This window comes from Pantoea sp. X-Soil-MYKO-1785 (assembly GCF_059730675.1).
Map to the genome: position 1 here is coordinate 2,836,200 of NZ_AP036000.1, position 15,111 is coordinate 2,851,310.

Here is a 15,111-nt window from a genome sequence, read left to right on the forward strand (position 1 = left end):
GAGCATACGCCTTTCGCAAAGAGGCAAAACCGCCCTTGCTGGCGGCTCAGTGCGGGCGATTACGCACCTCATCCCTGAGGTGCGCCGGTAGCCGGGCCAACGCGTTGCGCTTTTGTCCCTGGTCCGCGCTGCTTTGCTACAGGCGCAGGCTCCCCTCGCTTTATGTTTTACTTCGGTCATCCAAAACGACCGAAGGCACCACGCTTCAGCGCAGCGTTACTCTTTATGGATCGGGAATTCCATTTCGCTGTACTTCACGAAGCGGCTGCCGCGCGTCAGCTTGTAACCGAACCAGATAATCAGGAACAGCGGAATACCGATGTAGGTCGCCGCCACGCCGTACCAGTCGATACGGTCATTGAGGAACGCCTGGTAGTTCTGACCGAGGGTAATGATCAGGCAGAGCACAAAGGCGAAGATCGGACCCAGCGGGAAGAAGCCGGAACGGTAAGGCAGCGCGTTCACGTCATGCCCTTGCGCCACATAGCCGCGACGGAAGCGGTAATGGCTGATGGCGATACCGAGCCAGGCGATAAAGCCGGTCATGCCCGAGGTGTTCAGCAGCCAGAGATACACTTCCTGGTTGCCAAATTTTGAGGTCAGGAAGCACAGCCCCGCCACCACGGTAGTGGCCCACAGCGCATTGCGCGGCACGCCGCCTTTTGACAGACGGGCAAAAATCCGCGGCGCTTTGCCTTCGCTCGCCAGGTTGTAGAGCATGCGGGTGGAGGCATACATGCCGGAGTTACCGGCTGACAGCACCGCCGTCAGGATCACCGCATTCATCACCGCCGCCGCCGACAGCAGACCGGCATTACGGAACACCAGGGTGAACGGGCTGACGCTGATATCGTTGATATCATTGTGCAGCAGCTGCGGATCGGTATACGGCAGGATCAGGCTGATAATCAGAATGGCGAACACATAGAACAGCAGGATACGCCAGAAAATCTGCCGCACCGCCCGCGGGATGTTTTTGGCCGGATCTTCAGATTCGCCCGCCGCGATACCGATCAGCTCGGTGCCCTGGAAGGAGAATCCGACAATCATCGCCACCCCAATCATCGCCGCAAAGCCGCCGGCAAACGGTGCGTCACCGACCTGCCAGTTCTGCCAGCCTGCGTGCTCTGCACCGCGCATGATGCCGGTGATCATCAGCACGCCCACCACGATAAAGATAATCACGGTCGCCACTTTGATCAGCGAGAACCAGTATTCCGCCTCGCCAAAGCCCTTCACCGAGATGTAGTTCATCAGGAACATCAGGCAGAGGAACAGCGCACTCCAGATCCAGCCGGGCGTGTCGGGGAACCAGTAGTTCATCACCAGCTGCGAGGCGACCAGGTCAACCGCAATGGTCACCGCCCAGTTGTACCAGTAGTTCCAGCCGAGCGCGAAACCAAAGCCCTCTTCAACGTACTTTGCGCCGTAGGTGGCGAACGAGCCTGAGACCGGCATAAACGCTGCCAGTTCACCGAGGCTGGTCATCAGAAAATAGACCATCAGTCCGATCAGAATATAAGAGAGCAGCGCGCCGCCAGGACCAGCCTGGGCAATGGTCGCGCCGGACGCGACAAACAGGCCGGTGCCGATTGAACCGCCAATGGCGATCATCGTCAGATGACGTGCTTTTAACGCACGTCGTAACGCAGGTTGTTGTGTTGTTTTTGAGTCATTATGCATGTGTAAACGCTACGCTGGGTAAAAATGAGGCGCGATTGTAGCAGCTAAGCCCGCGCTGTATAGCGAATGCCGCACTGTTATAAGTTACGTTCATGATCGCGGCATAATTATTAGTAATCACTCGCGACAATAGGATAAAAAACGTGTCAGTGCCTTCGAGATATGTTTTTGCCGGTGGTGAATGCGGTACAGGGTGCGGGTCAGACGCGGCAGCGGCAGCGGCAGTTCCACCAGCGTGCCGGCATCCAGCAGATCGCTGATGACCCGCCGTGACAGGCAGCTGATGCCCATTCCGTGGCGCACCGCATGTTTGATCGCCTCGGAGTTGCCCAGCTCCATGCCCAGCTGAAAGGTCGGCAGATGCGACAGCAGCAGATAATCCACAATTTCACGGGTGCCGGAGCCGCGTTCACGCAGGATCCACGGCGCTGCCGCCAGCGTTTCCAGCGTCACCGGCTGTTGCAGGATCGCCGCATCCGGTGCGGCAAATACCACCAGCTCATCCTCCAGCCAGGGTTCGCTCACCAGCTCAGTCATGTGACAGGGGCCTTCAATCAACCCGACATCAACCCGGAAATCGGATACCGCATTGATCACATCCTGGCTGTTGCCGACGCTCAGCTCCAGCGGCAAACCGGGAAAATCACGCCGGTAAGCCGCCATCATGCCGGGCAGCAGATAGTTGCCGATGGTGCTGCTGGCAAAGATGCGAATCGCCCCATTGTCCTCTTTGAACAGCTGCTCAATTTCACCCGCCTGCTCCAGCAGCCCGACCGCGCGCGGATAGAGCAATCGCCCATGCTCATTCAGCACCAGCCGCTTGCCTACCCGATCAAACAGCTGTACCCCGAGCTGGTTTTCCAGATCGGCCAGCGCGGCGCTGACCGCCGACTGCGATAGCGCCAGCAGCTGCGACGCCTGGGTGGTCGAGCCGCTTTTTAACACTTCCGTGAACACTTCTATCTGCCGCAGCGTAATGTGCATCGGCGCTCCTTAAATCATTTATTGCCTGATGAGATAGATCACCACCGCCAGCCAGATCAGCGCAATCAGCGCAATCCCGCCAGCTATCTTTTTGCCGCGCGAGCGCTGGGTTTGCGCCCGCTGGCTGCTGCTGATGCGCACCTCACGCGGCAGCAGCCGCAGCAGAATCATGACCCCGGAGGGAATAATCACCGCATCATCCAGTAATCCAACAAACGGGATCACATCCGGAATGAGATCGATTGGGCTGATGCCATAGGCAACCAGTCCCAGCATCGCCAGTTTGTTCCACCACGGGGTGCGCGGATCGCGAAAGGCAAACCACAGCACCACCACGTCCCGTTTGATCAGCGTCGCCCATCGGCGCAGACGCGAAAATAGCATGATTGCCGCCTTATCGTTTATTCTGGTCAATTATAAATATATTATCAATTTCACTTTTAAGCCAGTCAGCGCGATGATCGGGCCTCAAGCAGAAGGAGGAACCACCATGACCGATCTGAGCATGACCAAAACCCATCATCCGATTCCGCGCTGGCTGCCTGGTTCGCTGCTGACCGCGCTGATTGCCGCTGCGGCCAGCTGGCTGGCCGGACAACCGGCGATTGCGTCGTGGGGGCTGGGATCGCTGACGCTGGCGATTGTGCTGGGCATCATCATCGGCAACAGCGTCTACGCGCCGCTGGCCTCCCACTGTGATGCCGGGGTGGTGCTGGCCAAGCAGAAACTGCTGCGGCTGGGGGTAATTTTATTCGGCTTTCGCATTACGCTGCAGCAGATTGCTGACGTCGGCGTCAGCGGCATCCTGATTGATGCGCTAACCCTGAGCAGCACCTTCTTTATTACCTGCCTGCTGGGGATGCGCCTGCTGAAGCTCGATCGCGATACCGTCTGGCTGATTGGTGCCGGCAGTAGCATCTGTGGCGCGGCGGCGGTACTGGCGACCGAACCGGTGGTCAAAGCGGCACCGTCAAAAGTCGCGGTCGCCATCGCGACGGTAGTGCTGTTTGGTACCCTGGCGATTTTTAGCTATCCGCTGCTGTGGCCGCTGGTGCATACCCTGCTGCCTGGTGTTGATCAGGCGCAGTTCGGCGTATTTACCGGCTCGACCATTCATGAAGTGGCTCAGGTGGTCGCGGCCGGACACAGTATCGGTCCGGATGCCGAGAACAGCGCGGTGATTGCCAAAATGCTGCGGGTGATGATGCTGGCCCCGTTCCTGCTGTGTCTCAGCGGCGTGCTGCGCCGCCAGAGCCCGGCGGCGACCGCATCGCGTCCGGTGACCTTCCCGTGGTTCGCGCTGCTGTTCATTGCCGTCGCGCTGTTTAACTCGCTGCACCTGCTCCCCGCTGGCCTGGTGGCGATGCTGAATCAACTGGCTGGCTTGCTGCTGGCGATGGCGATGGCTGCGCTGGGATTAACTACCCGTTTCAGCGCGTTACGTGAAGCGGGTGTGAAACCGCTGCTGCTGGGCGCGATGGTCGCTGTCTGGCTGATCGTCGGCGGCGGTGCCATCAATCTGCTGGTGCAACATTTCATGGGCTAACCGCATCGGGTATCATGCCTGCTCGTCAGTGCATAGCCCCTTCAGGAGAACGGCATGAAATATATCGGCGCACACGTCAGTGCGGCAGGTGGTGTGGATCAAGCAGTCATTCGCGCCCATGAAATAGACGCCACCGCCTTCGCCTTGTTTACTAAAAATCAACGGCAGTGGAAAGCCGCCCCGCTTTCCACTGAGGTGATTGATGCCTTTCGCGCCGCCTGCGAGAAATATCACTTCAGCTCGCAGCAGATCCTGCCGCATGACAGTTTTCTGATCAATCTTGGCCACCCGGTGGCTGATGCGCTGGAAAAATCCCGTGCCGCCTTTGTTGATGAACTGCAGCGCGCCGATCAGCTCGGCCTGACGCTGCTGAACTTCCATCCGGGCAGCCATCTGCATCAGATTGACGAGCAGGCCTGCCTGAAACGCATCGCCGAATCGATCAATATCGCCCTCGACCAGACTCGCAACGTTACCGCAGTGATTGAAAATACCGCCGGTCAGGGCAGCAACCTCGGTTTCCGCTTTGAACATCTGGCGGAAATTATCGACCAGGTTGAGGATAAGAGCCGCGTCGGCGTCTGTCTGGATACCTGCCACGCCTTTGCCGGCGGCTATGATCTGCGTACCGAAGCGGACTGCGTCGCCACCTTTGCTGAATTTGAGCGCATTGTCGGCTTTCGCTATCTGCGCGGCATGCACCTCAACGATGCGAAAAGCACCTTTGGCAGCCGTGTTGACCGCCATCACAGCCTTGGTGAAGGCAACATCGGCAAAACCGTATTTAGCTGGATGATGAAGGATGCGCGTTTTGACGGGATTCCGTTGATTCTCGAAACCATCAACCCGGATATCTGGAAAGATGAGATTGCCTGGCTGAAGTCAGAACAGCAGGGATAAAAAGGGAGCCAGCTGGCTTAATGCCGATCGGTTAAGGGACCGGTGATAACGCAGTCTGCTTAAAATGGCACGAGAGTAGAGGCCTGAGCGCCTCTGCTGCTGAAAGGGCTATCCGCAGCGCTGAGGCGTGACGCTTTACTCCAGGCGTATTCATCCATCGCTTTAACATTATTCACCGTCTGAAAAAGCAAGCAGGGAGCCATCTGGCTCCCTGTTTTTATACTTCAGCAGATTATGCCCTGAGCAAATCAGGCTTTGGCCAGCTGCTCTTCCGGACGTTTCAGTACCGCATAGCTCAGACCGGCAATCGCCGTACCGACCACAATCGCCACCAGATAACCGACCACCGGCGTAATCGCACCCGGGATCAGCAGGACAAACAGCCCACCGTGTGGCGCCATCAGTTTGGCACCCACCGCCATCGAGATAGCACCGGTGGTCGCGCCGCCGATGATGCAGCAAGGCAGAACGCGCATCGGGTCACGGGCCGCGAACGGAATCGCACCTTCAGAGATGAAGCACAGACCCAGCACCAGCGCCGCTTTGCCCCCTTCCTGCTGTCCTTTGTTGAACTTACGACGGGCAACCAGCGTCGCCAGACCCATCGCCAGCGGTGGCACCATACCGGCCGCCATGATCGCCGCCATCGGCGCATATGTCTGTGAACTCAGCAAACCGACACCGAATGCGTAAGCCACCTTATTGACCGGGCCACCCATATCGGTACACATCATGCCGCCCAGAATCGCGCCCAGCAGCACCGCATTAGCAGTACCCATGTTCGCCAGCCAGTGCGTCAGGCCGTTCATGATGCCGGCAACCGGTTTACCGACCACATAAATCATCAGCAGGCCGGTGATCAGACTGGCAAACAGCGGAATGATCAGTATCGGCTTCAGCGCTTCCATACTCTGCGGCAGTTTTACTTTGCCGCTGATCAGCTTCGCAGCGTAACCGGCGATGAAACCAGCGATGATCCCGCCGAGGAAGCCAGCGTTAATGCTGGTGGCGATCATGCCGCCAATCAGGCCTGGGGTCAGACCCGGACGGTCAGCAATCGAGAAAGCGATAAAGCCCGCCAGTACCGGCACCATCAGCGCAAAGGCGCTGCCACCGCCGATCTGCATCAGCGCGGCAGCCAGCGTGCCCTGCTCTTTAAATGCGGTGATACCAAAGGCAAATGACAGCGCGATACTCAGACCGCCCGCCACCACCATCGGCAGCATGTAAGAAACACCGGTCAGCAGGTGACGATAAGCGCCTGCGCCCTCTTTCTTCTCATTCTGATTGTCGCTACCTTGTCCACCCGCAGACTTATACGGTTTCGCTTCGGCAACCGCTTTGTCCAGTTCCTGAGCAGTTTTCTTCAGCGCCAGGCCGGTTGAGGTACGGTACATCGGCTTACCGGCGAATTTCGCCAGGTCGACTTCGATATCAGCCGCCACGATCACCAGATCGGCAGCTGCCACTTCTTCAGGGGTGATGGCGTTACCGGCACCGACAGAACCGCGGGTTTCAACTTTTACCCACCAGCCGCGCCGGGTCGCTTCAGCCTGAATCGCCTCGGCGGCCATAAAGGTATGTGCCACGCCGGTCGGACAGGCGGTAACCGCCACCACACGTTTCTGCGCGCCAGCCTGAGCCGCTGCAGGCGCACCTGCTGGTGCCGCAACCGGCACGGCGGCCTGCCACGGTTTAGCCTCGGCTTTGGCGCGATTGAGGAAGGTTTCTGGCTCACGGATCGCCAGCTGAACATCGCCCTGCCACAGCGGTTTGCCATTCAGCGCTGCGTCGTCCGGTACGTTTTTCCCCAGCACGATGACCTGCCCGGCCTCGGCGGGATTATCAGTCAGCGTCAGGCCAGCCGCCGCAGCGGCGGCAGCCAGGCGCTGTTGCGCCATATAAGCGGAAGCCAGTCCCAATGAAGGATCTTTTATCAGCAGCGTTTTCATTATCGCTCTCCTGCTGTCAGTTAACGGGTTGTAAGTCGACGCGCGCCATCATTGCGGCCAACTGGGTACGATCGGAAACGCCAACGTTGCTCTGGCTGACGGCCATTGCCGCCACTGCCGTGGCGAGACGCAGCGTGTGTTCACTGGATTCACGCATTAACAAGCCATAAATCAGCCCGCCGACCATCGAGTCGCCGGCACCCACGGTGCTGACCACTTCGCACACCGGCGGTTTGGCAATCCATTCGCCTGAGGCGTTAACCCACAACGCGCCTTCCGCACCCAGCGAGATCACCACATGAGCGATGCCCTGCTCGCGCAGCTGGTGCGCAGCATCAATCACATCCTGCAGGGTCGGCAGTTTGCGACCGGCCCAGATTTCCAGTTCACGACGGTTGGGTTTAACCAGCCACGGCGCGGCTTTCAGCCCGGCCACCAGCGCGTCGCGGCTGCTGTCAAAAATAATGCACGGACAATGGGTGCGCAGCTCGGTCATCCAGCGGGTGAAGGCGTCAGGATCGACTCCTTCCGGCAGGCTGCCGCTGACGCAGACCATATCGAACTGGCCCAGCCAGGTGAGTGAGTCGCTGGTAAAGCGATCCCAGTCCTGACCGTTAACCTGAAAACCGGAAAAGTTCAGGTCAGTGACATCGCCGGTCTGTTCAGTCAGTTTAACGTTGATTCGGGTACGGCCCGGCACCACCTGAAAACGGTTAGCAATGCCCAGCTCGCTGAACAGCTGCTGAAAGCCATCCTGGTTCTCTTTGCCGAGGAAGCCGCCGACGGTGACGTCGATGCCCAGATCCTTCAGCACTTTGGCCACGTTAATCCCTTTACCCGCCGCGTGCAGACCGGTGGTTTTCACCAGATTGACTTCGCCGCGTTCAATTTCAGGGGTATAACCCACCAGGTCATACGCCGGATTCAGCGTGATGGTAGCGACACGTCTGCTCATGCTGCCCCCTCGCCCAGTCCACTGGTGATCGCTTCTTCAATCGCATTCAGCGCCTGCTGTGCATCTTCACCGCTGGCGGTAAAGCGCAGGCGATGGCCTTTCTTCACGCCGAGCGCCACCACTTTCATCAGGCTGCGGCCGTTAGCGGGCTTGCCGCTGCCATCGAGGTTGGTGACGGTAATGTCGCTGTTGAATTGCTTGATCACACTGACCAGCGCGGTGCCCGGACGGGCATGCAGACCGTGTTCGTTACGGATGGTGAACTCGGCGGTCAGCACCTCGGCCTGCTCGTCAACTTCACTGGTGAGCAGCGCATAAACGCCTGCGGCATCGGCTTTCAGCAAGCGGTCTGCTTTGCCTTGCTGCAACAGGGCGCTGAGGTAACCCAGCACTTCCAGCGGACGTTCATCGACCGCGGCGACGCTGATCAACAGCGCGGCAGATTCGCCCTGATGGTCAAACGGATGAGCCGCCCGGCTAACGGCGACGCCGCTGCGCAGGTTGCCGAGGCTGCTGTCGCTCAGCCAGATCCCCTGTCCGAGACTCAGCGGCGCGTTAGAGACCACGTCAGCGACGTAGCTGGCATCGACCACGCCCGCTGACTGCAACCGACCGGCGTTCATCGCCTGTAAGGTGATTAAATCGCTGGCGGCGACGTTCAGGGTAATTAATGAGGTGTCGAAACTGAATTCGGCGGCTTGTTTCTCACCCATCAGCAACGCACGGAGATCTTCAGCAGAGGCGGTTTTAAGCTGTTCAGCGATGCTGTCATCGCTCAGAACGTGGGTTAACTGACGCAGCAGCGCCAGATGCTCATCCGATTTGGCGGCAATCCCGATCGCCACATAGGCGGTCTGATCGTCGCCCCAGCTGATGCCCTGCGGAAACTGGAACACCTGGACGCCGGTTTTCAGCACCAGATCGCGGGTATCGGTAGTGCCGTGCGGGATCGCGATGCCGTTACCAAGAAAGGTGGAGGTTTGCTGTTCACGCGCCAGCATCCCGTTGACGTAGCCTTCGGTCACATTACCGGCAGCGGTCAGCGCTGCGGCAACCTGGCGAATGGCCTCTTCTTTGTTCTGGGCGCTGGCTCCGGTATGGATGGCCTGCAATTCGAGCTGGAACATAATTCTCCTCGCTTGCTGAGATTGAATCGTTTCAGCCGATGGGGAAATTTTTACGCCATCTGTCACACAACAGGTGGCGCGGTCACCGCTGAAACGTTTCAAGGATTGTGGTACAGCCCCTTTCAGCAGGCAAGAAAATGCGCAAACGGCGTAGCAGATTTTTGACGTTACGCACATTTCATCGACGTTTCAGGATTTTGCCGCCTGCCAGCTGACGCGGTTGCTGTAAGCCTGGCATAAATTCGCCATAACGTTCAGCAACGTCAGCGCGTCAGGGGGCGGTGTCCGCTTCCAGCTGCAACAGATAGATCATCGCCTGCTGGCGCGAATCGCCGCACATGCTGTGCGACGGCTGCAGGCCGGCACAGACTGCGGGACGCAGGTCGGAGCCAAACAGCTTGCAGCGTAAGGCGTCGTCGAGCTGAACGCAGGGCGTATTGGCGGGTTTGCCGTTGGGCATGCCGGGAATCGGCGAAGAGATGGAGGGCGCCGTACAACAGGCACCGCAGTGGCTACGGCATTGCATGCTGCGCTCCAGCAGAGAAAGTCGCGGCGACAATAGCAGTCCGCCGCCACAATTACCACGTCTGCCGCCGTCCGGGCTAAAATTTCATTCTCGCCATATTGCCAGTTTTCACCGGCGCGAGTAACGTGGCGCGCACTTCACTTCAGAGATAGCGAGAACAGCAATGCCAAAAGCGAATGAAATCAAAAAAGGAATGGCCGTTACCCACAACGGAAAACTGCTGCTGGTTAAAGATATTGATGTCCAGAGCCCAAGCGCACGCGGTGCCGCCACCCTGTATAAGATGCGCTTCACCGATGTGCGCACCGGTATGAAGGTCGAAGAACGCTTCAAGGGCGATGAGATTATTGATGCGATTTCGCTCAGCCGCCGCAGCGTCACCTTTTCTTATATAGACGGTGACGAGTATGTCTTTATGGATGACGAAGATTACACCCCTTACAGCTTCAAAAAAGAGCAGATCGAAGAGGAACTGCTGTTTATTCCTGAAGGCGGCATTCCGGGCATTCAGGTGCTGACGATGGAAGGACAGGTGCTGGCGCTGGAGCTGCCGCAGACCGTCGATATGGAAATTGTCGATACGTCACCCGGCATCAAAGGTGCCTCGGCCAGCGCCCGCACCAAACCGGCAGGCATGAGTACCGGCCTGGTGGTTCAGGTGCCTGAGTACCTCAGTAACGGCGACCGCATCCGCATTCATGTCGCTGAACGCCGTTATATGGGCCGTGCCGACTAACCGCACTTCCTGAACGTTGCCGTGGCGCTGACTGTTATAAAGTAACAACTTTCACGGCAAATACTGACAGGAGCCTGACTAATGACGCGGGTGAATCTGATTACCGGATTTCTGGGCAGCGGCAAAACCACGCTGTTATGCCATCTGCTGGCCGCAAAGCCCGCTAATGAGCAGTGGGCGGTGCTGGTCAATGAATTTGGTGAGATTGGCGTCGATGGCGCGCTGCTGGCCGATCGCGGAGCCATCCTGAAAGAGATCCCCGGCGGCTGCATGTGCTGCGTCAACGGCCTGCCGATGCAGATCGGGCTGAACCGGCTGTTGCAGAACAAGCCCGATCGGCTGCTGATTGAGCCGACCGGGCTGGGCCATCCGCGCCAGCTGTTGCAGCTGCTAAGTTCGCCGACCTACCACGCCTGGCTACAGCTCAACGCCACCCTCACCCTGCTGGATGCGCGCCAGCTTGCCGATCCGCGGGTCGTTGCTAATGAAAATTTCCGCGATCAGCTGGCGGCGGCGGACATTATTATCGGCAACAAGCAGGATCGCTGGCAGCCGGAAGATCATCAGCGTCTGGCCGACTGGCAGCGTGATGCGCTGGATCAGCGGCCCTTTATCGCCACCGAATTTGGTCAGATTCCGCTGGCGCTGCTCGATACGCCACGCGGCCAGCCGCGTGAGTTGCCGGTGCCACAGCATCACCACCCTGCCGCCATCCCGGCCAGTGGCGTAGCGGCCATGCGGCTGACGCATCCGGCACGCTGGCGTCGGGCGCTGAATCAGGGACAGGACTACAGCGCCTGTGGCTGGCTGTTCGACGCCGCGACGCAGTTTGACCAGCAGGCGCTGCTGGAATGGGTACGCCAGGCGCCAGGCGATCGAATTAAAGGCGTGATGCATATTGAGGCAGGATCGCTGATGATTAATCGTCAGGGCGACGATCTGCAGATTGAAACGCGATCGCAGCCACCCGCCGACAGCCGTATCGAGATCATTGATTCGCAGCAGGCTGACTGGAATAGACTACAATCGGCGTTGTTGAAGTGCCGTTTACGCTGACACGGTTATTGTCGGCGGTTATTTTTTCAATCATGAGTTTAATTATGCGCGTAACTCGCCTTATTACCATCCTGTTGCTTAATGCATTGGGCGTGGTGCTATTCCTGTCGTGGTATCTGCCGCCTGAACATGGTTTCTGGTTCGGCATCGATAAAGCAATTTTCTTTGGCTTTAATAGTCAGATGATCATTCACTCCGGCTTTGCGCTGCTGGTGGCGATCACCAACTATCGTGGCTTTGATGCCGTCTCGCTGCTGGCGATGGGCCTGCTTTATCTGTCGATCTGGCGCAGCGAAACACCGCAGGCACGGCGTCGCATGCTGGCTATCGGCATCACCATGCTGTTAACCGCGGTAGTCCTCAACCAGCTGGGTCACCTGCTGCCGGTGAAACACTCCAGCCCGACACTGTTCTTCGACAACGTGCATCGGGTCAGTGAGCTGACCGGTATTCCGGCTAAGGATGCCTCGAAAGACAGTTTCCCTGGCGACCACGGCATGATGCTGATGATCTTCGCCTGCTTTATCTGGCGTTATTTCGGTTTCGGTCGGTTTTTAATTGCGGCGGCGATCGTGGTTATTTTCTCGCTGCCTCGCGTTATGGCTGGCGCGCACTGGTTCACCGATATTGCCGTTGGTTCACTGTCGGTAGTTTTAGTCGGATTGAGCTGGTGGTTATTAACCCCGGCCAGTGATGCGCTGGTAAATTGGTTTTATCGCAAATTGCCGGGTAAATATAAGCCGCTAAGCTGAATGATAAGCGCGGGCGTAATAATGGCATTATTCTTAACCGCCCGCGCTTATAAAAAAAGTCAGTACATTATTAGCAGGCTAATTAAATTGATTAAAAGAAAAGGTTATGACTCACCTCATCGGTTAAATAACCGCCATCTCTGTCTGTCTATAAAGAAAATTCCCAAACAGCAGGCTATAGGCGGAATTAGCGCGCTTTTTACCCCCTGCTCTCACCATCATTTCCCCACAATTGTTGCTAAAGTAGTCAGTGTGTTAAGGTTTGATTTCACATCAGAAAAACCTATAAGAATTTGACTGAAAGCACTCGCCACGGCGCTTGTAATCGGTTAACCTCAGTCGCTGTGGGGTAACAGCAGCAGCAAATTCGCTTTTTTTTACAGTAAAAATGTGTCCATTAACACATTTTAGTAATTAAGGAATTGTCTTAGTCTGTTTCGCTTATTAATCTCCCTGTTTTGTCATCTGGCTGGCGACAATCTTGTCGTAAGGACATCGAAGGAAAACCCGAATAATGGTCAAGTCTCAACCAATACTGAGATATATCTGGCGAATCGTGCCTGCAGTGGCACTGGCAACTCTCCTCTCAGCTTGTAGCAGTACCCATAACGGTCAAAACGCGAATAACGAGAATCATGAAGTTAACAACCACAATGGTTTTTTACTTCAGGCGTCTCAGGATGAGTTTGAAGAAATGGTGCGTAACGTTGACGTTAAGTCACGCATCATGGATCAATACGCCGTCTGGAAAGGTGTGCGCTATCGCCTCGGTGGCGATACCAAACGCGGTATCGATTGCTCCGCCTTTGTACAACGCACCTTCCGCGATCAATTTGGCTTAGAACTGCCGCGTTCTACCTCAGAGCAGCAGGGCACCGGTAAAGAGATTTCACGCACTAAACTGCGTCCTGGCGATCTGGTGCTGTTCCGCGCCGGTTCTACTGGCCGTCATGTTGGCATCTATCTCGGTAATGATAACTTCGTTCACGCTTCCACCAGCAGTGGTGTGATGATCTCCAACCTGAACGACAATTACTGGAAAAAGCGTTATCGTGAAGGGCGACGCGTATTAAGTCGTAACCCGACCTGATTACCGCCTTTGATCTCCTTCTCAGCCAGAGAATATGAAACGCTGCTTACGCAGCGTTTTTTTTCGTCTGATGCCCTTGCCCGCCTCAGACTGATGGCTTAAAAACCATTGCCTTTCAGAAGAATAACGAGACATTCCCCGCCTTCTCGTTATATTCTCGGTCGCTTACACCGAAGCAGTCGTGCGCAATAACATAATAATAATTTTATCAGAGGAAGCACCTCATGCCACTGTCGGGGGCGCTGATGCGCCATGCAACCTATCCTCGTCGAATCGCATGGAGTAGCGCGATGATCGGCTGCCTGTTCTTTTTATTATTTTCTGCGCTATCGTTTAACCATCTCTGGCATAAGCGCGATCGGCAGCACCAGCAATTATTAGAGAACAGCCGAATGGCCCTACAGCAAACGCTCTCTTCTCTGATTAACAGCACGCTCAGCCCTCTGCTTCCATTCACCGAAACTCCCTGCCAGACCATTAATCGTGAACTGACCTCACGCGCCGCCTTTGCCGGTAATCTTCGCGCCATTCTGCTGATAAATAACGGTAACGCTTTTTGTTCCTCTGCCACCGGCAGCTTTAGCCTGCCGCTCAGCGTTATTGCGCCAATGAGTGATACGACACGCGACATTGATCTGCAACTGATGCGCGGCACGCCGCTGCAACCCAATAAACCGGCGCTGGCGCTGTGGATCAGGAATCCAGGCAGCGTCCAGTCCGGGGTGTTTGCCACCCTCAATATTACGCTGGCGCCCTATCTGTTGCTGGCGTCGCGCCAGTCAGAGATTACCGGCATGGCGCTGGTGGCGCAGCGTACGGCGTTAACCAGCTGGCAGCCGGGCGTAGTGGAAAACCACGGGCTGCCGCCGCCGTTACGGCAACAGTCCCTGCCCGGTTACCCGCTGCAGTTTGTGTTATATGGCTCGACGCTGGCGCTCAGCGATTATCAAAATATTGTGCTGATTAGCCTGTTGCTCTCCCTGCTGGTGACCGGCGGCGGCTGGCTGCTGCTGTCAGCCTATCAGCGTCCCGGCAAAGATCTGATCCAGGGAATCAAGCGTGGCGAGTTTCACATTGAATATCAGCCACTGGTGACCTCGCATGATGGTCAGCCCTACGGCATGGAAGCGCTACTGCGCTGGACTCACCCGACCGAGGGGCCGATCCCGCCGGATGTGTTTATCAGCTACGCCGAAGCGCAAAACCTGATTATTCCGCTGACCCGCCATCTGTTCCAGCTGGTGGCGCGTGATGCCCACCTGCTCTGCCACACCATTCCCCGCCATGCCAGCCTCAGCCTGAATATCTCTCCGCTGCATCTGGCGGATAGCTGCTTCCGCCAGGATGTGCTGCGCTGGCTCGACACCATGCCCGCCGCGCACTTCAGTTACGTGTTTGAAATCACCGAGCGTGCGATGGTGCGCGATGAAAATGTCGGCGAACTGTTTGACTGGCTGCATCAGCAGCAGATTAATATTGCGATTGATGACTTCGGCACCGGACACAGTGCGCTGATCTATCTGGAGCGTTATGCGTTTGATTACCTGAAGATCGATCGCGGTTTTGTGCAGAGCATCGGAACCGACACCCTGACCTCACCGGTACTGGATACGGTGTTACAGCTGGCGAAAAAGCTCAATCTGAAAAGCGTGGCGGAAGGCGTCGAAACCGGAGAACAGGCCGCCTGGCTGATCAATCGCGGCGTGACGCATCTGCAGGGTTACATTTTTAGCCGTCCGCTACGTCCCGAAACGCTGATAGACTATTTTCAGCGTCACGATGCCTGACGCGCGGAATCGAAAAA

Annotated in this window: 15 protein-coding genes; 8 read left to right on the forward strand and 7 right to left on the reverse strand. The window is 57.0% G+C overall.

Going from position 1 to position 15,111, the window contains the following annotated elements:
* Positions 1-216: 216 nt before the first annotated feature.
* The 3 genes from AC6I8D_RS13560 to AC6I8D_RS13570 all read right to left on the reverse strand — a co-directional run bounded on the left by AC6I8D_RS13560 (position 217) and on the right by AC6I8D_RS13570 (position 3,051).
* Positions 217-1,683 carry an amino acid permease gene (locus tag AC6I8D_RS13560; RefSeq protein WP_312055442.1) on the reverse strand — a complete coding sequence of 489 codons (1,467 nt, stop codon included), beginning with the start codon at positions 1,681-1,683 and terminating at the stop codon, positions 217-219.
* A gap of 117 nt (positions 1,684-1,800) precedes the next feature.
* Complete coding sequence (yieE, locus tag AC6I8D_RS13565; RefSeq protein WP_312055441.1) at positions 1,801-2,667, reverse strand: DNA-binding transcriptional regulator YeiE; 867 nt, start codon at positions 2,665-2,667, stop codon at positions 1,801-1,803.
* 18 nt (positions 2,668-2,685) lie between these two features.
* Complete coding sequence (locus tag AC6I8D_RS13570) at positions 2,686-3,051, reverse strand: YkvA family protein (RefSeq protein WP_069728973.1); 366 nt, start codon at positions 3,049-3,051, stop codon at positions 2,686-2,688.
* Between the two features lie 106 nt (positions 3,052-3,157).
* On the opposite strand from AC6I8D_RS13570, the gene AC6I8D_RS13575 reads away from it, so the two are divergent.
* Complete coding sequence (locus tag AC6I8D_RS13575) at positions 3,158-4,213, forward strand: YeiH family protein (protein WP_497820343.1); 1,056 nt, start codon at positions 3,158-3,160, stop codon at positions 4,211-4,213.
* 54 nt (positions 4,214-4,267) lie between these two features.
* A complete protein-coding gene (gene nfo / locus AC6I8D_RS13580; protein WP_497820344.1) occupies positions 4,268-5,113 on the forward strand; it encodes a deoxyribonuclease IV in 846 nt (281 codons plus the stop codon).
* A gap of 248 nt (positions 5,114-5,361) precedes the next feature.
* On the opposite strand, the gene fruA is transcribed toward nfo, so the two are convergent.
* The 4 genes from fruA to AC6I8D_RS13600 form a co-directional block, all read right to left on the reverse strand.
* Positions 5,362-7,065 (reverse strand): PTS fructose transporter subunit IIBC, encoded by a 1,704-nt coding sequence (gene fruA, locus AC6I8D_RS13585; RefSeq protein WP_312055438.1) that lies wholly within the window; start codon positions 7,063-7,065, stop codon positions 5,362-5,364.
* Positions 7,066-7,081: 16 nt separating this feature from the next.
* Complete coding sequence (gene fruK, locus AC6I8D_RS13590) at positions 7,082-8,020, reverse strand: 1-phosphofructokinase (RefSeq protein WP_031377223.1); 939 nt, start codon at positions 8,018-8,020, stop codon at positions 7,082-7,084.
* Complete coding sequence (gene fruB / locus AC6I8D_RS13595; RefSeq protein ID WP_312055437.1) at positions 8,017-9,147, reverse strand: fused PTS fructose transporter subunit IIA/HPr protein; 1,131 nt, start codon at positions 9,145-9,147, stop codon at positions 8,017-8,019. Before fruB ends, fruK begins: the two co-directional genes overlap by 4 nt.
* Positions 9,148-9,418: 271 nt before the next feature.
* A complete protein-coding gene (locus tag AC6I8D_RS13600; RefSeq protein WP_031377225.1) occupies positions 9,419-9,673 on the reverse strand; it encodes a zinc/iron-chelating domain-containing protein in 255 nt (84 codons plus the stop codon).
* Between the two features lie 163 nt (positions 9,674-9,836).
* Between AC6I8D_RS13600 and yeiP the strand changes: the two genes are divergently transcribed.
* From yeiP to pdeN, 6 genes are all read left to right on the forward strand, one after another.
* Positions 9,837-10,409 (forward strand): elongation factor P-like protein YeiP, encoded by a 573-nt coding sequence (yeiP, locus tag AC6I8D_RS13605; RefSeq protein ID WP_031377226.1) that lies wholly within the window; start codon positions 9,837-9,839, stop codon positions 10,407-10,409.
* Between the two features lie 81 nt (positions 10,410-10,490).
* The gene (locus AC6I8D_RS13610; protein ID WP_312055436.1) at positions 10,491-11,465 is read left to right on the forward strand and encodes a CobW family GTP-binding protein; all 975 of its coding nucleotides are present in this window, start codon (positions 10,491-10,493) and stop codon (positions 11,463-11,465) included.
* Between the two features lie 44 nt (positions 11,466-11,509).
* Positions 11,510-12,217 (forward strand): phosphatase PAP2 family protein, encoded by a 708-nt coding sequence (locus tag AC6I8D_RS13615; protein ID WP_312055435.1) that lies wholly within the window; start codon positions 11,510-11,512, stop codon positions 12,215-12,217.
* Positions 12,218-12,238: 21 nt separating this feature from the next.
* Entirely contained in the window at positions 12,239-12,514 is a 276-nt protein-coding gene (locus AC6I8D_RS13620; RefSeq protein WP_312055434.1) for a hypothetical protein, read from the forward strand.
* 217 nt (positions 12,515-12,731) lie between these two features.
* Positions 12,732-13,307: a bifunctional murein DD-endopeptidase/murein LD-carboxypeptidase gene (mepS, locus tag AC6I8D_RS13625; protein ID WP_312055433.1), complete on the forward strand. Its 576-nt coding sequence runs from the start codon at positions 12,732-12,734 to the stop codon at positions 13,305-13,307.
* A 224-nt stretch (positions 13,308-13,531) separates the two neighbouring features.
* Positions 13,532-15,094: a cyclic di-3',5'-guanosine monophosphate phosphodiesterase PdeN gene (pdeN, locus tag AC6I8D_RS13630; protein WP_312055432.1), complete on the forward strand. Its 1,563-nt coding sequence runs from the start codon at positions 13,532-13,534 to the stop codon at positions 15,092-15,094.
* The last annotated feature ends 17 nt before the right edge of the window (positions 15,095-15,111 follow it).